The 21,112-nt window shown below is 69.9% G+C and carries 22 protein-coding genes; 8 read left to right on the forward strand and 14 right to left on the reverse strand.

Features of this window, described 5'->3' with window-relative positions; translation table 11 throughout:
- Window positions 1–164 precede the first annotated feature (164 nt).
- The 4 genes from ligA to ABD355_RS35015 form a co-directional block, all read right to left on the reverse strand.
- Window positions 165–2,357 (reverse strand): NAD-dependent DNA ligase LigA, encoded by a 2,193-nt coding sequence (gene ligA, locus ABD355_RS35000; RefSeq protein WP_344404947.1) that lies wholly within the window; start codon window positions 2,355–2,357, stop codon window positions 165–167.
- 15 nt (window positions 2,358–2,372) lie between these two features.
- Window positions 2,373–3,374, reverse strand: coding sequence for a methionine synthase (locus tag ABD355_RS35005; RefSeq protein WP_344404948.1), 1,002 nt, complete (start codon window positions 3,372–3,374; stop codon window positions 2,373–2,375).
- A gap of 250 nt (window positions 3,375–3,624) precedes the next feature.
- Window positions 3,625–4,323 carry an SDR family oxidoreductase gene (locus tag ABD355_RS35010; RefSeq protein WP_344404950.1) on the reverse strand — a complete coding sequence of 233 codons (699 nt, stop codon included), beginning with the start codon at window positions 4,321–4,323 and terminating at the stop codon, window positions 3,625–3,627.
- Between the two features lie 63 nt (window positions 4,324–4,386).
- A complete protein-coding gene (locus ABD355_RS35015) occupies window positions 4,387–4,926 on the reverse strand; it encodes an LOG family protein (RefSeq protein WP_344404951.1) in 540 nt (179 codons plus the stop codon).
- A 50-nt stretch (window positions 4,927–4,976) separates the two neighbouring features.
- Between ABD355_RS35015 and ABD355_RS35020 the strand changes: the two genes are divergently transcribed.
- Window positions 4,977–5,300 carry a DUF427 domain-containing protein gene (locus ABD355_RS35020; protein ID WP_344404952.1) on the forward strand — a complete coding sequence of 108 codons (324 nt, stop codon included), beginning with the start codon at window positions 4,977–4,979 and terminating at the stop codon, window positions 5,298–5,300.
- 59 nt (window positions 5,301–5,359) lie between these two features.
- Window positions 5,360–6,184, forward strand: a complete 825-nt coding sequence (locus tag ABD355_RS35025) for an alpha/beta fold hydrolase (RefSeq protein ID WP_344404953.1) — start codon at window positions 5,360–5,362, stop codon at window positions 6,182–6,184.
- Here ABD355_RS35025 and mnmA read toward each other — a convergent pair.
- Window positions 6,177–7,313: a tRNA 2-thiouridine(34) synthase MnmA gene (gene mnmA / locus ABD355_RS35030; protein WP_344404955.1), complete on the reverse strand. Its 1,137-nt coding sequence runs from the start codon at window positions 7,311–7,313 to the stop codon at window positions 6,177–6,179. The two genes, ABD355_RS35025 and mnmA, sit on opposite strands and share 8 nt — an antisense overlap.
- Before the next feature lie 60 nt (window positions 7,314–7,373).
- Here mnmA and ABD355_RS35035 point away from each other — a divergent pair, with 60 nt between their 5' ends.
- Entirely contained in the window at window positions 7,374–8,033 is a 660-nt protein-coding gene (locus ABD355_RS35035) for an N-acetylmuramoyl-L-alanine amidase (RefSeq protein WP_344404956.1), read from the forward strand.
- A 239-nt stretch (window positions 8,034–8,272) separates the two neighbouring features.
- A complete protein-coding gene (locus ABD355_RS35040) occupies window positions 8,273–9,796 on the forward strand; it encodes a multicopper oxidase family protein (protein WP_344404958.1) in 1,524 nt (507 codons plus the stop codon).
- Window positions 9,797–9,805: 9 nt separating this feature from the next.
- Here the strand turns inward: ABD355_RS35040 and ABD355_RS35045 are convergent, their stop codons facing one another.
- The 3 genes from ABD355_RS35045 to ABD355_RS35055 form a co-directional block, all read right to left on the reverse strand.
- The gene (locus ABD355_RS35045) at window positions 9,806–10,969 is read right to left on the reverse strand and encodes a cysteine desulfurase family protein (protein WP_344404959.1); all 1,164 of its coding nucleotides are present in this window, start codon (window positions 10,967–10,969) and stop codon (window positions 9,806–9,808) included.
- A 117-nt stretch (window positions 10,970–11,086) separates the two neighbouring features.
- Window positions 11,087–11,371: a DUF4190 domain-containing protein gene (locus ABD355_RS35050; protein WP_344404960.1), complete on the reverse strand. Its 285-nt coding sequence runs from the start codon at window positions 11,369–11,371 to the stop codon at window positions 11,087–11,089.
- A gap of 51 nt (window positions 11,372–11,422) precedes the next feature.
- A complete protein-coding gene (locus tag ABD355_RS35055; RefSeq protein WP_181922309.1) occupies window positions 11,423–11,584 on the reverse strand; it encodes a hypothetical protein in 162 nt (53 codons plus the stop codon).
- Window positions 11,585–11,730: 146 nt separating this feature from the next.
- Between ABD355_RS35055 and ABD355_RS35060 the strand changes: the two genes are divergently transcribed.
- Window positions 11,731–12,357: a TetR family transcriptional regulator gene (locus ABD355_RS35060; protein WP_344404961.1), complete on the forward strand. Its 627-nt coding sequence runs from the start codon at window positions 11,731–11,733 to the stop codon at window positions 12,355–12,357.
- Between the two features lie 7 nt (window positions 12,358–12,364).
- Here the strand turns inward: ABD355_RS35060 and ABD355_RS35065 are convergent, their stop codons facing one another.
- Together ABD355_RS35065 and ABD355_RS35070 are read right to left on the reverse strand one after the other, a co-directional pair.
- Complete coding sequence (locus ABD355_RS35065) at window positions 12,365–12,700, reverse strand: hypothetical protein (protein WP_344404962.1); 336 nt, start codon at window positions 12,698–12,700, stop codon at window positions 12,365–12,367.
- 151 nt (window positions 12,701–12,851) lie between these two features.
- Entirely contained in the window at window positions 12,852–13,829 is a 978-nt protein-coding gene (locus ABD355_RS35070; protein WP_344404964.1) for a helix-turn-helix transcriptional regulator, read from the reverse strand.
- Between the two features lie 111 nt (window positions 13,830–13,940).
- Here ABD355_RS35070 and ABD355_RS35075 point away from each other — a divergent pair, with 111 nt between their 5' ends.
- Window positions 13,941–14,528, forward strand: a complete 588-nt coding sequence (locus ABD355_RS35075) for a TIGR03086 family metal-binding protein (protein WP_344405034.1) — start codon at window positions 13,941–13,943, stop codon at window positions 14,526–14,528.
- 169 nt (window positions 14,529–14,697) lie between these two features.
- On the opposite strand, the gene ABD355_RS35080 is transcribed toward ABD355_RS35075, so the two are convergent.
- Window positions 14,698–15,558, reverse strand: a complete 861-nt coding sequence (locus ABD355_RS35080; RefSeq protein ID WP_344404966.1) for a thioesterase family protein — start codon at window positions 15,556–15,558, stop codon at window positions 14,698–14,700.
- Between the two features lie 164 nt (window positions 15,559–15,722).
- On the opposite strand from ABD355_RS35080, the gene ABD355_RS35085 reads away from it, so the two are divergent.
- Window positions 15,723–16,946: an alpha/beta hydrolase gene (locus ABD355_RS35085; RefSeq protein ID WP_344404967.1), complete on the forward strand. Its 1,224-nt coding sequence runs from the start codon at window positions 15,723–15,725 to the stop codon at window positions 16,944–16,946.
- Here ABD355_RS35085 and ABD355_RS35090 read toward each other — a convergent pair.
- Window positions 16,855–17,511 (reverse strand): trimeric intracellular cation channel family protein, encoded by a 657-nt coding sequence (locus tag ABD355_RS35090; protein WP_344404969.1) that lies wholly within the window; start codon window positions 17,509–17,511, stop codon window positions 16,855–16,857. The genes ABD355_RS35085 and ABD355_RS35090 overlap by 92 nt on opposite strands.
- A gap of 32 nt (window positions 17,512–17,543) precedes the next feature.
- On the reverse strand, window positions 17,544–18,935 hold the full coding sequence (locus ABD355_RS35095) for a M1 family metallopeptidase (protein WP_344404970.1): 1,392 nt from the start codon (window positions 18,933–18,935) through the stop codon (window positions 17,544–17,546).
- Between the two features lie 325 nt (window positions 18,936–19,260).
- On the opposite strand from ABD355_RS35095, the gene ABD355_RS35100 reads away from it, so the two are divergent.
- Entirely contained in the window at window positions 19,261–19,773 is a 513-nt protein-coding gene (locus tag ABD355_RS35100; protein WP_344404972.1) for a hypothetical protein, read from the forward strand.
- An 81-nt stretch (window positions 19,774–19,854) separates the two neighbouring features.
- Here ABD355_RS35100 and ABD355_RS35105 read toward each other — a convergent pair whose 3' ends face one another.
- Entirely contained in the window at window positions 19,855–21,099 is a 1,245-nt protein-coding gene (locus ABD355_RS35105; protein ID WP_344404973.1) for an ABC transporter ATP-binding protein, read from the reverse strand.
- Window positions 21,100–21,112 lie beyond the last annotated feature (13 nt).

Genomic DNA, 21,112 nt, shown 5'->3' on the forward strand with positions numbered 1-21,112 from the left:
GTCAAGAGCAAGGGGATGCCCCAACCGCAGCTGGGCACGGCAGGTGCACACCTCAACAGTAGGCCGCAGAAGGCTTCCACGGGCAGCGGTCGTAGACGGTTGCCCGAATGCACCCCGGCCACCCGTATGCATCTGGTATGCGCCGATCGGGTGGCCTTCAATCGCTATTCCGCTGTGGGAAGCGCAACTTCGGCCGCCGCGTCCGGTCCCTGTTCCAGCAGGACGTTGAAGCCCTCCTCGTTCAGAACGGGCACCTTGACCTGCATCGCCTTGTCATATTTCGACCCAGGATTGTCACCTACGACGACGAAGGATGTCTTCTTCGAAACGGAACCGGTTACTTTCGCTCCGCGGCTCTGCAGCGCCTCCTTCGCACCGTCGCGGGTGAAGTGCTCGAGAGTGCCGGTGACCACGACGGTCAGCCCTTCGAGCGGCCGCGGCCCCTCGTCCTCGCCCGAACTCTCCTCCTCCATGCGCACGCCCGCGGCCCGCCACTTGCGCAGGATCTTCTGGTGCCATTCCTCGGCGAACCATTCCTTGAGGGAGGCGGCGATGATTCCGCCGACGCCGTCGGTGTTCGCCAGCTCCTCCTCGGTGGCCTGCTCGATGCGCTCGATCGACCGGAACTCGCGGGCCAGCGCCTCGGCGGCGACGGGGCCGACGTGACGGATCGACAGGCCCGTGAGGATGCGCGCGAGCGGGCGCTCCTTGGCCGCGGCGATGTTCTCCAGCATGGCAACCGCGTTCTTCTTCGGCTCGCCCTGCTGGTTGGCGAAGACCGTGGCGACCTTCTCCTCGCCGGTCTTCGGGTCGCGCTTGGGCAGCCCGCTGTCCTGGTCGAGGACGTACGCCTTGATGGGCAGCAGCCGCTCGATGGTGAGGTCGAACAGGTCGCCCTCGTCCGCGAGGGGCGGGTCCTCCGGTTCCAGCGGCTTGGTGAGGGCCGCCGCGGCGACATAGCCGAAGTGCTCGATGTCCAGTGCCTTGCGGCCCGCCAGATAGAACAGCCGCTCGCGCAACTGGGCCGGGCAGGTGCGGGCGTTGGGGCAGCGCAGGTCGACGTCGCCCTCCTTCATCGGCCGAAGCGCCGTACCGCACTCGGGGCACTCGGCCGGCATCACGAACTCGCGCTCGCTGCCGTCGCGCAGGTCGACGACCGGGCCGAGGATCTCCGGGATGACGTCACCGGCCTTGCGCAGCACCACCGTGTCGCCGATGAGGACGCCCTTGGCCTTGACGACGTCCTGGTTGTGCAGGGTGGCGAACTCGACCTCGGAGCCGGCCACCGTGACCGGTTCGACCTGGGCGTACGGAGTGACCCGGCCCGTACGGCCCACGCCCACGCGGATGTTGATGAGCTTGGTGTTGACCTCCTCCGGCGCGTACTTGTACGCGATCGCCCAGCGCGGGGCGCGGGAGGTGGAGCCGAGCCGTCCCTGGAGCGGGATCTCGTCCAGCTTGACGACCACTCCGTCGATCTCGTGCTCCACGGAGTGGCGGTTCTCGCCGTAGTAGGCGATGAACTCCCGTACGCCGTCGAGGCCGTCGACCACCTTGTTGTGCCGGGAGGTGGGCAGGCCCCAGGTCTTGAGGAGGTCATAGGCCTGGGAGAGGCGGGTGAGGCCCTCGAAGCCCTCCAGGGCGCCGATGCCGTGGACGACCATGTGGAGCGGGCGGGTGGCGGTGACGCGGGGGTCCTTCTGGCGCAGTGAACCGGCCGCCGCGTTGCGCGGGTTGGCGAAGGGTTTGTCGCCGGCCTCCACCAGACGGGCGTTGAGCTCCTCGAACTTCTCCATCGGGAAGTAGACCTCGCCGCGGATCTCCACGAGGTCGGGGACGCGGTCACCGCCCAGCCTGTCCGGAATCTCCGCGATCGTACGGACATTGGGGGTGATGTCCTCGCCGGTGCGGCCGTCGCCGCGGGTCGCCGCGCGCGTGAGGCGGCCCCGCTCGTAGGTGAGGTTGACGGCGAGGCCGTCGACCTTGAGCTCGCACAGGAGGTGGTAGCCGGGCCCGCCGACGTCCCTGGCGACGCGCTCCGCCCAGGCGGCCAGTTCCTCGTCGCTGAAGGCGTTGTCCAGGGACAGCATGCGGGAGCGGTGCTCGACGGAGGTGAACTCCGTCTCGTACGCCCCCGCGACCTTCTGGGTCGGGGAGTCCGGCGTGCGCAGTTCGGAGTACTCCTCCTCCAGCGCCTCCAGGGAGCGCAGGAGCTTGTCGAACTCCGCGTCGCTGATGACCGGAGCGTCCTTCACGTAGTACCGGAAGCGGTGCTCCTCGATCTGCTCAGCGAGCTTCGCGTGCTTCTCCCGTGCCTCGGCGGGCACCGTCGTCTCCGCTTGCTTGTCGCCGGCCACCGTGTTGTCCTCCCGTTACTCTGGGTTGTCCGCGAGGGATCTCGCCGCCCGGACGCAGTGGGCGAGGGCCCTGCGTGCGTAGTCCGGGGAGGCCCCCGCGAGTCCGCACGACGGGGTGAGGGTGACCGCCTCCGCGAGAAGTCCCGGTTGCAGCCCCAGCCTGCGCCACAGCGTCCTGACACCCATGACGCTACCGGCAGGGTCTGACAATGGGCCGTCCGTGCCCGGTACGACACCTGCGAAGAGCCGGGTACCCGCTTCCACCGCCTCTCCGATGGTGTCGTCGTCACGCTCGGTGAGGAGCGAGAAGTCGAAGGAGACCGCCGCCGCGCCCGCCCTTCGCAGGAGGGCGAAGGGGACGTCCGGTGCGCAGGAGTGGACCACGGTGGGGCCGTCGCTGTGAACCCCGAGGACCTCGCGGAGGGTGGCCTCGACGAGCTGGCGGTCGACGGCGCGGTGGGTGCGGTAGCCGCTGGCGGTCTTCACCCGGCCGCGCAGGACGGCGGTGAGGGAGGGTTCGTCGAGCTGGAGGACGAGGTGGGCGCCGGGGATGCGGCGCTGCAGCTCGGCCAGGTGCAAGCGGATTCCCTCGGTGAGGGAGGCGGCGAGGTCGCGGCAGGCGCCGGCGTCGGAGAGGGCCGCCTCGCCGTTCTTCAGTTCCAGGGCGGCGGCGAGGGTCCAGGGGCCGACCGCCTGCACCTTGAGGGGGCCCTCGTACCCCTGCGTGAACTCCTCGATCGCGTCGAGGTCCTCGCCGAGCCATGACCTGGCCCGCTTGGTGTCCCGCCCCGGGCGGTCGCCGATGCGCCAGCCGCTGGGTTCCACGCGGGCGTACAGCTCGACGAGCATCCCTGCGGTTCTGCCGATCATGTCGGCGCCGGGGCCGCGGGCCGGGAGCTCGGGCAGGTGGGGGAAGTCCTCGAAGGTCCCGGTGACGGTCTTGGCCGCCTCGCGGGCGTCGCCGCCGGGCATGGAGCCGATGCCGGTGGCGGGGCCGAAGGAAAGGTCTGCGTTCACACGAGAAGCCTATGTTTCCGCCCCCGCCACCCCTACCCGTCCCGTCCCTGGGGGCTCCGCCCCCAGACCCCCGTTCGGCCTGAACGGCCTCGTCCTCAAACGCCGGACGGGCTGAAAGATCAAGCCCCGGCCGGCGAAAAATCAGCCCCTCCCGCCACAATCCAGCCCCTCCGGCGTTTGAGGAGCAGGGGCCCAGGGGGCTGGCCCCCGGGTCGGGACGGGAAGGGGCGGCGGGGGCGAAAAACGTCCGTCAGCGGCCCGGGCGGACCGTCAGGTCGTTGATCTCCGCGTCCCGCGGCAGGTCCACCGCCAGAAGGATCGTCGTCGCGACCGACTCGGGGTCGATCCACTTCGACGCGTCGTACTCCTTGCCCTCCTGCTGGTGGACCTTGGCCTGCATGGGGCTGGCCGTGCGGCCGGGAAAGACCGAGGTGACACGGACGCCGTTGCCGTGCTCCTCGTGCCGCAGCGAGTCCGCCAGGGCCTTCAGGCCGTGTTTCGAGGCCGCGTAGGCGGACCAGTCGGCATGGGCGTTCAGGCCCGCGCCGGAGTTGACGAAGACCACATGACCGCGGGCCGCGCGGAGTTGGGGCAGGAAGTGGCGGGTCAGCTCGGCCGGGGCGATCAGGTTGACGTTGAGCTGGTGGCGCCAGGTCTTGGGCGTCAGCTCGCCGACCGGCCCGAGGTCGACCACACCCGCGATGTGGAGCAGGGAGTCCACCCGGTCCGGCAGCGTCTGGTGCGAGAAGGCCCAGGACAGCTTGTCCGGGTCGGCCAGGTCGCCGACCAGCGTCCTCGCACCGGGAAACTCCGCCGCGAGTTCCTTCGCGCGGCCCGCGTCGCGCGCGTGGAGCACGAGTTCGTCCCCGCGCGCGTGGAGGCGGCGGGCGACGGCCGCGCCGATGCCGGAGCCCGCTCCGGTGATCACATGGGTAGCCATGCCCGCCATGCTCGCACCCGCGGGGACCCGCGCAACGCCCCGCCCCGCTCCGCCGCCCGCATCATGCCCGCGTCACTCGATGCCCTGGCTCTCCTCCAGGTAGGCCAGCGCACCCACCGGCTCCTCCGCGAAGAACACCAGGTCGGTGAGGGGCCGGGGCAGGAACCCCTCGTCCTCCATGCGCCGGAACTGCTCCTTGAGGCCGTCGTAGAAACCCGCGGTGTTGAGCAGGACCACGGGCTTGTCGGTGTGACCGTGCTTCTTCAGTTCCAGGATCTCGGTGGCTTCGTCCAGGGTTCCCGTCCCGCCGACCATGACGACCACCGCGTCAGCCTTCTCCAGGAGCAGCCTCTTGCGCTCGGCGAGGTCACGGGCGATCACCATCTCGTCCGCGCCCGGCCGCGCCTTGGCCGCCAGGAAGTCCACGGAGACCCCGCACAGCCGTCCTCCGGCCTCCTGCACGCCGTCGGCGACCACCTTCATCAGGCCGACGTCCGAACCGCCCCACACCAGCGTGTGCCCGCCCTTGCCCAGCAGTTCGGCGAACTCGCGCGCGGGGCGCGTGTACCGGTCGTCGAGGTCGGCGGCGGAGAGGAAGACGCAGATTCGCATGCCCTCACCGTACGCGGGAAGAAAGGGGGCTTGGCGAATGCTTTTCCGGTATGGCCGAAGGACACACGATCACCATCGAGCAGAGCGACCGGCACGTGCGCGTGGTGCACGGCGAGCAGGTCCTGGCGGAGAGCGAACGGGCCCTCGTCCTCAGGGAGACGGGCTGTCCGCCGCGGTACTACATCCCCGCCGAGGACGTACGGCTCGATCTGCTGACCCCGTCCGACACCCACACCTACTGCCCGTTCAAGGGCACCGCGAGCTACTGGTCGCTGCCGGACGCGGCGGACCTGGTGTGGTCCTATCCCGAGCCCAAGCCGGAGGTCGCCGAGATCAAGGACCACCTCTGCTTCTACGAAGTCGAGCTGTCGTGAGCGAGGTCTTCAGCGCGTAAGGGCGATTATTTCCCCGCCTTGGGGCAGTCTCCACAGGCATGGACAAGAAGACCATTTCGCACGACGGCACCTCTCTCGCCTACCAGCGCACCGGGGAGGGGCCCGCGGTCATCCTCGTCAGCGGAGCGATGTCGACGGGTGCCACCGTGGCACCCCTCGCCGGGCCGCTCGCCGGCCGTTTCAGCGTCGTCTCCTACGACCGCCGGGGCCGCGGCGAGAGCGGCGACACCCAGCCGTACGCGGTGGCCCGCGAGGTCGAGGATCTCGCCGCGCTCATCGACGCGGTGGGCGGCGAGGCCTCGCTGTACGGCATCTCGTCGGGCGGCGCGCTGGTCCTGGAGGCGGCCGCGAGCGGGCTGCCGGTCCGCCGGGTCGCCGTGTACGAGGTGCCGTTCGCGGTGTACGAGGGAGGCGCGAAGGAGCGCGCCGAGTACACCGAGCAGCTCGAGGAGGCGCTCGGGCAGGGCCGGCGCGGGGACGCGGTCGAGCTGTTCCTCAGGCTCACCGGGCTGGCCGAGGAGATGATCCAGAGCGCCCGCAACTCCCCCATGTGGTCCGGCATGGAGGCGATCGCGCCGAGTCTGGCGTACGACAACGCGGTGATGGGAGACGGCCTGGTGCCGCTGGACCGGCTGGCCGGGATCGAGGTTCCCGTTCTGTCCCTCGCGGGCAGCGCGAGCCCCGCCTGGATGCGCGAGGCCGCCAGGGCCGTGGCCGAAACCGCACCCCAGGGAACGTACCGAATCCTGGAGGGACAGACCCACATGGTGGATCCGAACGTCCTCGCGCCGGTGCTGGCGGAGTTCTTCCGGACGGATGGTCACCGCGCGCCCCTGTCCGGCGGCCCGGGATCCGTCACGTGACGGAAGTCGTCGTCCTCGCGCGCGTGGTCGTCGCGATCGTCGCCGAGCCCACCACGCGCGTGCCGTCGTACAGCACGATCGCCTGGCCGGGGGCGACCCCGCGGACGGGCTCCGCGAAGGAGACCTCCAGGGTGCCGTCGACGAGTTCGGCGGTGACCTCGGTCTCGCCGCCGTGGGCGCGCAGCTGGGCGGTGTAGTTGCCGGGGCCGGAGGGCGCGGTGCCGCACCAGCGGGGCTTGATCGCGGTCAGGGCGGTCACGTCCAGGGCGTCGGCCGGGCCCACCGTCACCGTGTTGTTCACCGGCGAGATGTCCAGGACGTAGCGCGGCTTGCCGTCGGGTGCGGGAGTGCCGATGCGCAGGCCCTTGCGCTGGCCGATGGTGAAGCCGTACGCGCCCTCGTGGGTGCCCAGCTTGGCGCCGGACTCGTCGACGATGTCGCCCTCGGCCTTGCCGAGCCGGTTGGCGAGGAACCCCTGGGTGTCGCCGTCGGCAATGAAGCAGATGTCGTGCGAGTCGGGCTTCTTCGCGACCGCGAGGCCGCGGCGCTCGGCCTCGGCGCGGATCTCGTCCTTGGTCGTCACGGTGTCGCCGAGCGGGAAGAGGGCGTGCGCCAGCTGCTTCTCGTCCAGGACGCCGAGGACGTACGACTGGTCCTTGGCCATGTCGGAGGCGCGGTGCAGCTCGCGGGTGCCGTCCTCGTTCACGATCACCTGGGCGTAGTGGCCGGTGCAGACGGCGTCGAAGCCGAGCGCGAGGGCCTTGTCCAGCAGGGCCGCGAACTTGATCTTCTCGTTGCAGCGCAGGCACGGGTTCGGGGTGCGGCCGGCCTCGTACTCGGCGACGAAGTCCTCGACGACGTCCTCGCGGAAGCGGTCGGCGAGGTCCCAGACGTAGAACGGGATGCCGATGACGTCCGCGGCGCGGCGGGCGTCCCGCGAGTCCTCGATGGTGCAACAGCCACGCGCGCCCGTGCGGAAGGACTGCGGGTTCGCGGAGAGCGCGAGGTGGACGCCGGTCACGTCGTGGCCGGCCTCCGCGGCGCGGGCGGCGGCGACTGCGGAGTCCACTCCGCCGGACATGGCGGCGAGTACGCGAAGGGGGCGGGGGCGCTGCGAGGTGTCAGTCATAACCCTTCAAGAGTACGGGCGCCCGGGAACCGGGGCCCACGAGTATCCGTTGGTGATCGCATGGGGGCGAGCAGGAGTGACTCGGACCGGCGGATCGGCCGCCGTGCGCTTTTGGTGGGCGGGGCGGCGGCCGCGGTCGGTACGGCGGTGCTGGCGCGTCAGGAGCTGTCGCACCTGTGGTGGCGGCTGCCGGGGGTGGAGAAGCCGCGCACCCCGGGTGCGGTCGACTTCCGGGGTGCGCAGTGGGTGGCGGCCTCCTCGGCGAACTACCGGCGGGCCGACCGGCCGGACGACTACTCGATAGACCGGGTGATCATCCATGTCACCCAGGGCGACTTCGCGAGCGCGGTCAAGGCCTTCCAGGACCCGGACCACAAGGCCGCGGCCCACTACATCGTCCGCAAGGACGGGCACGTAACCCAGATGATCCGCGAGCTGGACGTGGCGTTCCAGGCGGGCAACCGCGAGTACAACGAACGCGGTGTCGGCATCGAGCACGAGGGCTTCGTGGAGAACAGATCGTCCTTCACGGACGCGATGTACGCCTCCTCGGCGCGGCTGACCGCGGGGATCTGCCGGCGGTACGGCATACCCGTCGACCGGGAGCACATCATCGGGCATGTGGAGGTGCCGGGAACGGACCACACCGATCCGGGGCCGTACTGGGACTGGGACCGGTACATGGGGCTCGTGCGGTCGGTGAAGACAGCGAAGCCGTAGAAGACGACGAAGTCGTAGAAAGCAACGAAGTCGTAGAAGGCAACGAAGTCGTAAAGGCTTCCGCCGGGACGAGGTGTCCGTTGCGTCCCTCACGCCCTGCGCGATCTGGCCTTCCTCAACTTGGCTTTCCTTCAAGGAGGTTGGGCGAGGCGGACGCTCAGGGCGCCTTCACAGCCGGCACGGCTTGCTCCTGACTTCACCCCAGTCCTCGCACAGTCCTTGGTTCAACGATCCCGCCCATGACTCACACCACTGAGCCCGGCTCGGCCACGGGCGGACACGGCGAGAACCCCCGCAAGGGCAAAGGCATGCACCGGCGCAGCTTCCTCGGCGGCATGGCCGGAGTCGGTCTCGGGGCCGTCGCCGGGGCCGGGGCCGCCTTCTCCCTGCTGACGGAGGCGGGCAGGAGCAAGGCGGGCGCCGCGACCAACACCGCCACCCTGACCGTCCCGGATCTGCTGGAGGGCACCACCTCCGGCAGCACCACCACCTTCACGCTGGAGGCGAAGACCGGCACCGCCGAGGTGCTCCCCGGGGTCACCAGCGACACGATGGGCTACAACCAGCCCTTCCTCGGCCCCACCATGAAGTGGACCAGCGGCGACACGATCCTGCTCGACATCACCAACAGCCTGGGCGAGGACACCACCGTCCACTTCCACGGCGCCCATGTCCCGGCCAAGATGGACGGCGGCCCCCAGGTCGCCTTCGCCGACGGGAAGACCTGGTCTCCGACGTTCACGGTCAAGGACGACGCCAAGACGCTCTGGTACCACCCGCACGCCCTGGGCACCACGGCCAAGCAGGCGGTGCACGGCCTGGCCGGCATGATCATCGTCGAGGACGACTCGACCGCGTCCTCGGACCTCCCCGGCACCTACGGCACGGACGACATCCCGCTGATCTTCCAGAGCCTCGCCACCGACAGCGCCGGCGACCTCAAGTACAACCTGGCCGGATATCTGAGCAGCGGGCTGAGCTTTCCGCTACTGCTGAACGGCACCAACGTCGACGACACCACGCTCACCTTCACCGCGACCAAGACGCGCACCCGGTTCCGGGTGCTCAACGCCTCGCCGTCCGACATCATCACCATCCAGCGCGGCGACGGCGGCAACCTCAACCAGATCGCCACCGACCAGGGCTACCTCACCGCGGCCACCGAGGTGACCAGCATCCGGCTGGTGGCCGGCGCCCGCGCCGAGTTCGTGCTGGACCTGTCGGACGCCGTGACGCTCCAGGCCGTCGTCACCACCGGCTGGGTGCGCGGCGGCAGCGGCACCTACGACGTGCTCGCCATCACCGCGTCCGGCACCGACACCCCGGCCGGCCTGCCGAGCTCGCTCAACACGATCGACCGGTACGACACCAGCAGCTTCACCGCCCGGACCATCACGCTCGGCCAGAGCGGCACCTCGATGACGATCGACGGTTCGGTGGGCACGAGCATGTCGTCCATGGCCATGATCAGCACCACGCTGGGCGCCAAGGAGATCTGGACGATCAAGAACAACACCCAGCTGGAGCACTCGTTCCATCTGCACGACGTGCCGTACCAGCTGGTCTCCGTCAACGGCGCGGATCCGACCGGAGTCGACCTCGGCTGGTTCGACACCTACGAGGTGGTCGGCGGCGGAACCATCAAGATCGCCATGGAGTTCACGGACTTCTCCGACGACACCTACATGTACATGCTCCACTGCCATCTGCTGCAGCACGAGGACGAGGGAATGATGGCCTCCCTCATGGTGACGGAGAGCTAGCGGGACGTCTCAGGTGAGCCCGGCGGCTCGAGCCCGCTCGACCGCCGGGCCGATCGCCTTCGCCAGGGCCTCGACGTCGGCCTCGGTGGAGGTGTGGCCGAGGGAGAAGCGCAGGGTGCCGCGGGCCAGGTCGGGGTCGGTGCCGGTGGCCAGCAGGACGTGGCTGGGCTGGGCGACGCCCGCGGTGCAGGCGGAGCCGGTCGAGCACTCGATGCCCTGTGCGTCGAGGAGCAGCAGCAGGGAGTCGCCCTCGCAGCCCGGGAAGGTGAAGTGGGCGTTGGCCGGAAGGCGGTCCACGGGGTCCCCGCCCAGGATCGCGTCCGGAACCGCCGTACGGACGGCTTCGACCAGGCTGTCGCGCAGGGCACCGATCTCCCGCGCGAACCACTCGCGCTGCTCGGCGGCGAGGCGCCCGGCCACCGCGAAGGAGGCGACGGCGGGCACGTCGAGGGTGCCGGAGCGGACATGGCGCTCCTGGCCGCCGCCGTGCAGGACCGGTACGGGGGTGTACTCGCGGCCGAGGACCAGCGCACCGATGCCGTACGGGCCGCCGATCTTGTGCCCGGAGACCGTCATCGCGGCGAGTCCGGAAGCGGCGAAGTCGACCCGGACCTGCCCGAAGGCCTGGACCGCGTCGGCGTGCAGCGGGACGGCGAACTCCCGTGCCACGTCGGCGAGTTCACGGACCGGCATGACCGTGCCGATCTCGTTGTTCGCCCACATCACGGTTGCCAGGGCCACATCGTCGGGATTGCGGGCGATGGCCTCGCGCAACGCCTCGGGACGGACCCTTCCGTACGGGTCGACCGGGAGGTACTCGACGGTGGCGCCCTCGTGTTCGCCGAGCCAGTGCACGGCGTCGAGGACGGCATGGTGCTCGACGGGGCTGGCGAGGACACGGGTGCGGGCCGGGTCGGCGTCGCGGCGGGACCAGTAAAGGCCCTTCACGGCGAGGTTGTCGGCCTCGGTGCCGCCGGAGGTGAGAACGACCTCGCTGGGGCGGGCGCCGAGCGCTTCCGCAAGGGTCTCGCGGGCCTCCTCGACGGTACGGCGGGCCTGCCGGCCGGAGGCATGGAGGGAGGAGGCGTTGCCGGTGACGCTCAGCTGCGCGGTCATCGCCTCGACCGCCTCGGGGAGCATCGGCGTGGTCGCGGCGTGGTCGAGGTAAGCCATGGTGGGGCCGATTCTACGGGGCCCCCGTCGTCGGCAGTACGTCCGGACCGGGCGGTGCGGCGACCGGGCCCCGTCGTCCTCGGGGAGGTCGGCCGTCCGTCATGGTGCGCCTCGGGCTCACAGGCTCCACGAAACGGTGTTGGACAGCTGCATGGCGATCACCAGGACCACCAGGTCGGCCACACCGAGGGCCATACCCAGGTATGCGCGGCCACGGCGGGCGGTGCCGCGCCAGAGGGCGACGGCGGCCAGGACGATGGCGACGGGGCCGAGGAAGATGTTCAGCACGAGCAGGCCGAGAAGGCCGAGGATGAAGGACGCGACGGCCATACCGTCGGCGTCGCGGGCGGGCTTGCGGGTGGCGGTGTCGGTGCGGCTCGTGGCCGGGGCGGTGAGTTGCATCGTGCTCAGCTCCAGGAAGTCGGAAGTCGGGTCGTGCGGCCGACTCGGCGGTCAGTTGGCCGAGGTGCGGCGGCTGTGGCGCTCACGGGCGGCGAAGATGCCGAGCCAGACGGCGATGCCGACGGCCACGAGAGCGGTGACGGTCAGCGGCGCGTGGGCCACGGTGCCCAGGACGACGCCGAGCAGCATGAGTGCGGCGACGAGGAACAGCATGGGATTCGATCCCCCTCCGTGCGCCCCGGGAGGGCGCCTCTGGTTAAGTTTCGGTGAACGGTTGTAGTAACACTTGTTCACTGACTACAGAGTCTAGCGCGCCTGACGGCTTTCCAAATCCGGAGAACAGTTGTTAACTGGATGACATGAGTCACACCCTCGGCATCCGGCAGGCCCAGAAGCAGAAGACGCGTCAGGCGCTCCTGGACGCGGCGCTCGGCCTGCTGGAGGAGCAGAGCCTGAGCAGCCTGGGCCTGCGCGAGGTCACGCGCGCCGTGGGCGTCGCCCCGACCGCCTTCTACCGCCACTTCCGCTCCATTGCGGATCTCGGCGTGGCCCTGGTCGAGGAGGCGCTGGGCAGCCTGCACCCGATGATCCGGACGACGGTGTCCGCGGCCGACTCCAGCGAGGAACGCATAGCGCGTGCCATCGAGTTGATCGCCGGCCATGTGGACGGGTACCCCGCCCATGTCCGCTTTATCGCCCGCGAGCGACACGGCGGGGTCCAGCCGGTGCGGGACGCCATCCGGGACCAACTCGCCCGGTTCGCCGAGGAGGTGAAGGGCGAGCTCGCCAAGGACCCGGAGTCCGAGGGCTGGAACGACGACGACCTCCTCATGCTGGCCCATCTGTACGTGGACCAGATGCTGATCACCGCCTCGCTGTTCCTGGAGGCCCTGGAGGGCACCGAGGAGGACCGGGAGCGCGTGGCGCAGGTGGCGACCCGTCAGATGCGGCTGATCAGCATCGGGCGGCACCACTGGCCGGGTTGAGCCGACCTCAGTTCTCGGTGGCCTGCGCGGCGGGGGCGCCGCTGGGTGCGGCACCGCCGCCGGGGCCGCCCTGACCGCCGCAGCCACCGCCCCGGCCGCCTCCGCCGGGGCCTCCATGACCGCCACCCACGGCCGCACCGGCGCTGGGCGCGCCGCTGGGCCTGCCCGAGGGGGCGCCGCTCGGCCGCCCGGAAGCGTTGCCGGTCGGTGCCTGACAGGCCTGCTGCTGCCCGGAGTTGCCGCTGTTCGAGGACGACGACGAGTCGCCCGAGCCGCAGGCCGCCAGGACCAGGGGCGAGAGCGCCAGCAGGGCCACCGCGGGGACGAGACGCACACGCTTCATGAGAAACAACTCCAAGGAAGATGAAGGCAGATGAGGGGTCCTCAAGTGCGGAAACTCAATCAACGGCGCTTAGGGCTTCCTTGGGGGCGCTCTGTCCGCGGCCTGTGACTCAGGTCAAGCAGATCCCAAGAGACCGCGCTGACCTGCGGCTTCACTGACCGCTCTCGCCTACTCGCTGGTACAGGTCCGTGACGGAAGCGGCCGCGGCGGCCAGTTCCGCGCGCACCTCGGGCGGCGAGAGGACCTCCACGTGGTCGGCGAACTGAAGCAGCTGGCGCGCCTGACCGACGACGCCGTACGAGAGCCGCGCGGTCACCCACTCGGCCTCGCCGTCGTCCTCGGGGAGTTCGGCGAGCTGTGCGGCGTGCAGGCGCAGGAACATGTCGAGGCGGTCGCGGCGGACGCGGACGGTGACGTCGAGCCCGCCGGGACGCTCCTCGACCTGGCGGCGCAGCACCTCCCAGACATCGGCGAGTTCGACACCCGGCCGCCGCTTCACGTCCTCGTCCAGGACGGCGGCGGACCGCACCCGGTCGGCGCGGAAGAGCTGCGGTTTCGCGCGCCGGTCGGCGACGAGGTACCAGATGCCCGCCTTCGACACGAGTCCGTACGGGTCGACGGTGTACGTCCGTGCCTCCTGCGCCCCGCTGTGCCGGTAGCGCAGCCGCAGCCGCCGGTCGGCGAAGACGGCGTCCTGCAGGGTGTCCAGGTCGACGGCGGGCTGCGGACCGCCCTTCCAGCGCGTGGCGTCGACGAGGATGCGGCGGGAGGTCACCTCGGCGGCGGGGCGGTACGGCGCCGGCAGCGCGGCCATCACCTTGCGCAGCGCCGAGCCGAGCGCCGCGTCCAGGCCGAGCGCGGCGTGTGCGCCCTGGGCGGCGAGGATGAACAGGGCGCGTGACTCGTCCGCGGTCAGCCCCGTGACATCCGTACGGAACCCGGCAAGCAGCTCGATGCCGCCGTGCCGCCCGCGCTCGGCGTACACCGGGACACCGGAGGCGGACAGGGCCTCTACGTCCCGGTAGATGGTCCGCACCGACACCTCCAGCCGGTCGGCGAGTTCATGCGCGGGGACGCGGCCGCGGGTCTGCAGGAGCAGCAGGATCGAGAGCAGTCGGTCGGACTTCACGGCACCAGAATCGCGCCGCGCGAAGGTCTCCGGCAAATGTTGACGGAAACTGTCAGGTTATGCGGCGACTCTCTGACCCAAGCCCTTCAGAGAGAGGTCCCCATGAACGCCATGAACGCCATCGACCCCCGTCCCGTGTACGCCCGCGCCACCGAGCAGGCGGCGGCGCTCATCAAGACGGTACGTCCCGAGCAGCTGGCCGGCCCGACCCCGTGCACCGAGTTCGACGTGCGGACCCTGCTCGGTCACATCGTCGGCGGCAGCCTGCGCATCGCGGTGGTCGGCGAGGGCGGCGACGGGCTCGCGGTGCACCCGTTCACGGACGATGTGGCCGACGACGACTGGACGGGCGTGTACGACGAGGTCCGCACCCGGGTCCTCAAGGCCTGGGCGAGCGACGACCGCATGGAAGCCCCGGTGCGCGTCCCCTGGGGCGAGGTACCGGGCCGCGCGGCCCTGTCGGGGTACGTGATGGAACTGGTGACCCACACCTGGGACCTCTCCGAGTCCCTGGGCCACCCCCTGGACCTCGACCCGGACCTGGCCGAGTTCGCCCTCGCCACCGCCCGCCGCGTCCTGCCCGACCCGCAGCGCGACGACGAGACCCCCTTCGCCGACGTCCTGCCGGCCCCTGAAGGAGCCGACACCTACCGCCAGTTGGCAGCCTGGCTCGGCCGGGCTCCGCTCAGCCGAGCCTGATCGCCCCCGCCGCCCCTTCTTGCCCCGACCCGGGGGCCGGCCCCCGGGCCCCCGCTCCTCAAACGCCGGAGGGGCTGAATTCGGCTCAGCCAACCCAGCCCGTCCGGCGTTTGAGGACGAGGCCGTTCAGACCGAACGGGTCCCCCGCGCAACCCGCGGAGCGCCTGACTCAGCCGAGCCTCACGCGGGCCAGCTGGCGGGACTGGGCGACCAGGCGGTCGTTGCTGTCCCAGACCTCCGCGTCCTCCTCCAGGAAGCCGCCGGCCAGGTTGCGGGTGGTGATCGAGACGCGGAGGGGGCCGGGGGCCGGGCGGGAGCGGACGTGGACCGTGAGCTCCACCGTGGGCACCCAGCCCTTCAGGCCGAGTTCGAAGGCCGTGGGCGGGAGTGCGTCCACCGCCAGGAGGAGGGAGAGCGGGTCGGCGTCCCGGCCGTCCGCCAGGCCGAACCAGGCGCGCATCTCGCCCTTCCCGGACGGTGCGCCGACCGCCCAGCCGAGGGTGGCCGGGTCGATCTTGATCATCAGGCGGTCGGCGATCGCCGAGCTGCCGGAGACGGGGGCCGGCCCGTCCTGGGGGCCGAAGCACTGGTCCATGGGCGGGAACTCCGGCGGGACGGCCGTGGTCCGCACGTCGTCCGGGAGTGCGTCCAGGTCGCCGTAGGAGGCGAGGACGCGGATGCGTTCCACCTCGCGGCCCTGCTCGTCGTACTGGAAGAGCGAGGCCTGGCCGGTCGACAGGGTGCGGCCCGTGCGGACGACGTCGGTGCGGACGACCGCCGGGCCCGGCTGGGACGCCGTCAGATAGTGCGCCGAGATGGTGAACGGGTCGGCGTGCGGCAGGGCGTCCGCGAGGGCGCGGCCCAGGACGGCCAGCAGATAGCCGCCGTTGACGGCGTTGATGATGGTCCAGCCGGCGGAGAGGTCGATGTCGTACACGCCGGGTGCGCGCAGGGCGAGCGCGGTGTCCCGGTCGAACTCACTGTCACCGATGGCGGCCCTCGTGGCCTGCGCGGAAGCTGCTTCTGGCATGCCTGAACCGTACAACGACAAACTACTAAGCGGTAGCTTTTCACGTTACGGGCGCATGACACATTCGTTCGGCCGCCGTCCTCCCGGGTGAGGTTCCGGCAATTTCTTGGTAAGTGCCCGCACTCGTCCTCAACCCCGAGGCGCCTCTCCCCCTCTATGGGGACATGAGCCTCACCGGGACTCCGTTCCTCTACACGCTGATCGTGCTGTTCGCGATCGCCCTGATACTGCCGCTCGTGCTGTGGACGCGGATGCGCGGGCCAAAAGCCCTGCGCGCGGCGGCCCGCGTGTTGATGCTGCTGTTCGCCCAGGGGACGGCGGTCGCGCTGGTCTTCGTCTTCATCAACAACGCGAACAACCTGTACGACAACTGGGCCGACCTGCTCGGCACGGGCAACCATGTGCAGCAGGCGGCCAACCTTGGTGCCGACGGTACCGGCGGAATAGCGCTGAAACGGTTGCCCAAGGTGAAGCAGGACTTCACCCCGGCCACCGGCCCGGGCATGCGCGGCGTGCGCCAGACCGAGCTCAAGGGCCGTGTCTCCGGCGTGAACGCCGAGGTCTACGTGTGGCTGCCGCCGCAGTACGACGACCCCAGCTACCGCAACCACAACTTCCCCGTGGTCGAACTGCTCCCCGGCTACCCGGGCTCGGCGAAGGCGTGGTTCGGGTCGATGAAGGTGACCCAGCAGCTGGCCCCGCTGATGCGCAGCGGGCAGGTCGCGCCGTTCATCCTGGTCGCCCCGCGCACCAACCTGCTGGCCGGCGTGGACACGGGCTGCGCCAACACCCCGGGCCAGGTCAACGCCGACACCTGGCTCAGCATCGACGTACCGAAGATGGTCATGGACAACTTCCGTGCCCAGCCGGCTCCCAAGGGCTGGGCGGTCGCCGGGTACTCGGCCGGGGCGCACTGCGCGGTCAAGCTGGCCGTCGCGCACCCGAACCGCTACATGGCCGCGATCAGCATGTCCGGCTACAACGACCCGATCGGCGAACGCAACTCGCTCGCCGCGCAGAACCCGACGGTCCGGGCCGAGAACAACCCCTTCCTGCTGCTGAAGAAGTCACCCACCCCGCCCCGGATCGCGCTGTACGTCTCCGGCCAGCCGCACGACGGCTACGAGGCCGGCGTCGGCCTCGAACAGATCGCGAAGGCACCGACGACCGTGCATGTCGTCTTCATCCCGAAGAGCGCGGGCGGACACACCATGGCGCTGTGGCGTCCGCAGGTGGTCCCGTCATTCCGCTGGCTCTCCGTGGAGATGGGCCAGCACCGTGGGCGGGCACGGAGCGCTACTCCTCCCGCACAGTCGACCGGCGGTTCCACGCACGCGGCGCTCGCCAGTGGTACTTCATCGCAAGCAGGCGCAACACGAAGGCGGTGACGACCGCGAGTCCGCTGGTGAAGGGGGTCAGGGCGTCGTAGCGGATGCACAGGACGGCCATGGTGGAGCCGACCATCGCTGGGACCGCGTACAGATCGCGGTCCCAGCGCAGCAGTGACGGCACCTCGTTGGCGAGGACGTCCCTGAGCACACCGCCCCCGACGGCGGTGGCGAGGCCGAGGGTCGCGGACTGGGTGAGGCCGAGACCGTACGCGTACGCCTTGATCGTCCCGGCGACGCAGAACAGACCGAGGCCGGCCGCGTCGAAGACGTTCACGGCGACCTGGATGCGCTCCACGTGCGGGTGCAGGAAGACGACCATGAGGGCGGCCAGGAGCGGGGTGATGAAGTAGCCCAGGTCCGTGAAGGCGGCCGGGGGCACCGCCCCGATGATCAGGTCCCGGAACAGCCCTCCGCCCAGCGCGGTGACCTCGGCGAGCACGGCGATGCCGAAGACGTCGAAGTTCTTGCGGACGGCCAGCAGCGCGCCGGAGATGGCGAACACGAAGATGCCGACGAGGTCGAGCGTGTGCTGGACGGAGGGACTGAACAGTTGGCTGAGCACCCCACATTCTTACTCGGGGGTTCTCACGGCCCTCACAGGGCCGGTTTGCCGGTGGTGTAGATCCACTTCTGGAACAGGTCGTCGAGGTTCTGCCCGGAGATCTTCTCCGCGAGCCTGACGAACTGCCCGGTGTTGGCGTTGCCGTAGCGGTGGATCCTCGTCCAGGTCGGCAGCAGCTCGAAGAACGCCTTGTCGCCGATGCGTTCCCGCAGCGCCTGAAGCGTCATCGCGCCTCGCTGATAGACCGCGGAGGCGAACATGGTGTCGCGCTGCGGGTCGGCGACGGTGATCTGCCAGAACGGGTTGTCGGCGGCGCGGGCGTTGTAGGCGGCCAGGAAGGAGTCGTGGGCGCTGCGGGTGCCCTGGTGCTCGGCCCACAGCCACTGGGCGTAGGTGGCGAAGCCCTCGTTGAGCCAGATGTCCTTCCAGCGCTCGACCGAGACCGAGTCGCCGAACCACTGGTGGGCGAGCTCGTGCACGATCGTCGTCTCGTTGCGCACGGCCGAGTACGCCGGCTTGCTCTGCACCTCCAGCGAGAACCCGGCCTGGGGCATGTCGTCGACGATCGCGCCGGTCTCCTCGAAGGGGTACGGCCCGAAGACCTGCGACCAGTAGTCGGTGGCCGCCGCGGTGACGGCGTACACGTCGACGTTGTTGCTGTTGGCGAGCACCGGGTCGATGGCGACGTAGATCGGGATCCCGGAAGGGGTGGTGCCGGTCTTGACGTCGAACTTCCCGATGGTGGCGGTCGCCAGGTAGGTGGCCATGGGCTTCGACTCGCGCCAGTGGGTGTACGTCGAGTCGCCCTTGTCGTACGTCGAGACGAGACGGCCGTTGGAGACGGCGGTCAGCCCCTTCGGCGCCTTGATACGGATGTCGTACGTGGCCTTGTCGTCGGGGTGGTCGCTGGACGGGAACCAGGTGGAGGCGGCGTTGGGTTCGCAGGCGACGAAGACGCCGTCGGGGGTCTTCATCCAGCCGTAGTCGGAGCCGAAGACGATGGGGCCGTTGAGGGGTTCGGGGACGCCGCCGTAGGTGACGGTGACCTTGAAGGTGTGCCCCTTGGGGAGCACTCCCTTCGGCGTGATGCGCAGTTCGTCGCCGTCCCGGGTGAACCCGGCGCGTCTGCCGTTCACTTCGACCCCGGTGACCTCCAGCTTCTGCAGGTCCAGATCGAAGGAGGAGAGGGTCTGGGTGGCGCGGGCGGTGAGCGTCGTACGGCCGTCGAGGCGGTCGGTGTCCGGGTTGTACGCCACATCGAGGTCGTAGTGGCGGGCGTCGAAGCCGCCGTTGCCGAGATTCGGGAAGTAGGTGTCGCCGATGCCCGGGGCGCCCGGAGTGGGGGCGGAGGAAGCGGCGATGACAAGGAAAGAGGCCGCCGCGGTCGCGACGGCCCCTAAGCGTGCCGAACGGGAGAGTGCCATGAGTAGCCCCTTCGGTTCGTAGTCCGATCAGACGGATACGCCCGACTCTGCACTCCGCTGCATCGACATGGACATGACTTTGCCAAGTCGTCATGCGCTACTGGGAAGTTGACTCCTGTCCGACCCTGTGCCCCATCACGACCTCGCGGTCTACGGGCTTGGCGAGAGCTTTGCCAGAGACTTCATCGAGTAAAGCGCGAAGCTCAGTTCTTCCTCAATCCCGCGGCCTTTGATTGACCGGCCCCTGTCAAAATCCATAGGCTCGCTCGCGTCTTGACGGTTTCCGCTGAAGCGGGAACCGGACCACTTAAATGGGGGAAATTCCATGCGCAAGAGAGCAATGCTGGGCGCGCTCCTGATGGCCACGACTGCGCCGGTCGTGGCGGCGGCTGCACCGGCATCGGCCATGCCCAGGCAGTGCCCGGTGACCTACGGGGTGCTCATCACCTCCCACCAGGCCTACCGGCTCCCCGCGAGCGGCGCCTACTTCAAGGACGGCCCGGGCGGCACCATGACAGCCTCCGTGACCAGGGCCACCACCATCTCCTACAGCCTCTCCACCTCGCTGGAGGTCAGCGCGAGCTACCTGTTCGCCTCGGCCAAGGCCTCCGTGAGCGGCAGCATCACCAAGTCCGTGGCGGTCACCACCGGCCACACGTACTCGCACAACATCAGCTCCCACAAGTACGGCAACCTGCAGTACGGCTCCAACGGCTACAAGGTCGGCTGGGAGTCCAACCGCACCAACCCGAACTGCAGCACGACGGTTCTGGCGACGGGCACGGCGAAACTTCCGGCGACCTCGGTCGGTTGGCATTACTGGGAGACGAATTCCTGACCTGAAAAAGCTTGCCGACATACGACATGCCCCGGCAGTCCGTTCGGACTGCCGGGGCATTTCGCCTTGACGGATTTCGGTCTACTTCTCGCCGGCGGTTTCCGGATTGCCGGACTCGGCAGCGGGCGCCGCCTCCGCGGGCTCCTCCGCTGCCGCCTCGGCCTCGATCTCCGCGACCTCCGCCGCCACCGCCGCCGACGTCTCCGCCGACTCCGCGAGCACCTCGTCCGCGACCAGCTCGGCCGCCTCCTTGGCGATCGTCAGCAGGACGGTGTCCTGCGGGGCCTGGTCCTCGAAGTTCTCCGGGTGGTGGCAGGCGACCTGCTGGCCGGGCTTGAGCTCGACGAGCTTCGGCTCGGTCGTCTTGCAGATCTGCGTCGCCTTCCAGCACCGGGTGTGGAAGCGGCAGCCGCTCGGCGGGGAGATCGGCGAGGGCACGTCGCCCTTGAGCAGGATGCGCTCGCTCTTGGCGTTCTTGCGCCGCGGGTCCGGGATCGGCACCGCCGACATCAGCGCCTTGGTGTACGGGTGCATCGGCGCCCGGTACAGCGACTCGCGGTCGGCCAGCTCCACGATCTTGCCGAGGTACATCACCGCGATCCGGTCCGAGACGTGCCGGACGACGGAGAGGTCGTGCGCGATGATCACGTACGTCAGGCCCAGCTCCTGCTGGAGGTCGTCCAGCAGGTTGACGACCTGCGCCTGGATCGACACGTCCAGCGCGGAGACCGGCTCGTCCGCCACGACCAGCTTCGGGTTCAGGGCGAGCGCGCGGGCGATGCCGATGCGCTGGCGCTGACCGCCGGAGAACTCGTGCGGATAGCGGTTGTAGTGCTCGGGGTTGAGACCGACCACCGACAGCAGCCGCTGCACTTCCTTCTTGATGCCGCCCTCGGGCTCGACGCCCTGCAGCCGGAAGGGAGCGCCGACGATCGTGCCGATGGTGTGGCGCGGGTTCAGCGAGGAGTACGGGTCCTGGAAGATCATCTGCACATCGCGGCGCAGCGGACGCATGCCGCTCACCCCGAGGTGCGTGATGTCCTTGCCCTCGAACTCCACCTTGCCGCCGGTCGGTTCGAGTAGCCGGGTGATCAGCCGGCCCATCGTCGACTTGCCGCAGCCGGACTCGCCCACGACGCCGAGGGTCTCACCGGCCCTGACCTCGAAGTCGATGCCGTCGACCGCGTGCACGGCCCCGACCTGCCGCTGGAGCAGGCCCTTCTTGATCGGGAAGTGCTTCTGGAGCCCGGTCACCTTCAGCAGGGTCTCGCCGGGGGCGGCGTCCTTGGTGAGGGTGGCACCGTCGCTCTGCGCGGGAAGGGTCACGGCTGTGTCCTTA

The sequence above is a fragment of the Streptomyces longisporus genome, from assembly GCF_039532765.1.
GTDB lineage: Bacteria > Actinomycetota > Actinomycetes > Streptomycetales > Streptomycetaceae > Streptomyces > Streptomyces longisporus.

Excerpts from the sequence above, each read along its gene's own strand:
- ABD355_RS35015 (WP_344404951.1), bottom strand. The coding sequence starts at position 4,926 with ATGCGAATCTGCGTCTTCCTCTCCGCCGCCGACCTCGACGACCGGTAC.
- ABD355_RS35045 (WP_344404959.1), bottom strand. The coding sequence starts at position 10,969 with ATGGCTTACCTCGACCACGCCGCGACCACGCCGATGCTCCCCGAGGCG.
- ABD355_RS35020 (WP_344404952.1), top strand. The coding sequence starts at position 4,977 with ATGGCCGAAGGACACACGATCACCATCGAGCAGAGCGACCGGCACGTG.
- mnmA (WP_344404955.1), bottom strand. The coding sequence starts at position 7,313 with ATGACTGACACCTCGCAGCGCCCCCGCCCCCTTCGCGTACTCGCCGCC.
- ABD355_RS35055 (WP_181922309.1), bottom strand. The coding sequence starts at position 11,584 with ATGCTGTTCCTCGTCGCCGCACTCATGCTGCTCGGCGTCGTCCTGGGC.
- ABD355_RS35080 (WP_344404966.1), bottom strand. The coding sequence starts at position 15,558 with ATGCCAGAAGCAGCTTCCGCGCAGGCCACGAGGGCCGCCATCGGTGAC.
- ABD355_RS35075 (WP_344405034.1), top strand. The coding sequence starts at position 13,941 with ATGAACGCCATCGACCCCCGTCCCGTGTACGCCCGCGCCACCGAGCAG.
- ABD355_RS35085 (WP_344404967.1), top strand. The coding sequence starts at position 15,723 with ATGAGCCTCACCGGGACTCCGTTCCTCTACACGCTGATCGTGCTGTTC.
- ABD355_RS35025 (WP_344404953.1), top strand. The coding sequence starts at position 5,360 with ATGGACAAGAAGACCATTTCGCACGACGGCACCTCTCTCGCCTACCAG.
- ABD355_RS35100 (WP_344404972.1), top strand. The coding sequence starts at position 19,261 with ATGCGCAAGAGAGCAATGCTGGGCGCGCTCCTGATGGCCACGACTGCG.
- ABD355_RS35095 (WP_344404970.1), bottom strand. The coding sequence starts at position 18,935 with ATGGCACTCTCCCGTTCGGCACGCTTAGGGGCCGTCGCGACCGCGGCG.
- ABD355_RS35040 (WP_344404958.1), top strand. The coding sequence starts at position 8,273 with ATGACTCACACCACTGAGCCCGGCTCGGCCACGGGCGGACACGGCGAG.
- ABD355_RS35010 (WP_344404950.1), bottom strand. The coding sequence starts at position 4,323 with ATGGCGGGCATGGCTACCCATGTGATCACCGGAGCGGGCTCCGGCATC.
- ABD355_RS35050 (WP_344404960.1), bottom strand. The coding sequence starts at position 11,371 with ATGCAACTCACCGCCCCGGCCACGAGCCGCACCGACACCGCCACCCGC.
- ABD355_RS35065 (WP_344404962.1), bottom strand. The coding sequence starts at position 12,700 with ATGAAGCGTGTGCGTCTCGTCCCCGCGGTGGCCCTGCTGGCGCTCTCG.
- ABD355_RS35060 (WP_344404961.1), top strand. The coding sequence starts at position 11,731 with ATGAGTCACACCCTCGGCATCCGGCAGGCCCAGAAGCAGAAGACGCGT.
- ABD355_RS35035 (WP_344404956.1), top strand. The coding sequence starts at position 7,374 with ATGGGGGCGAGCAGGAGTGACTCGGACCGGCGGATCGGCCGCCGTGCG.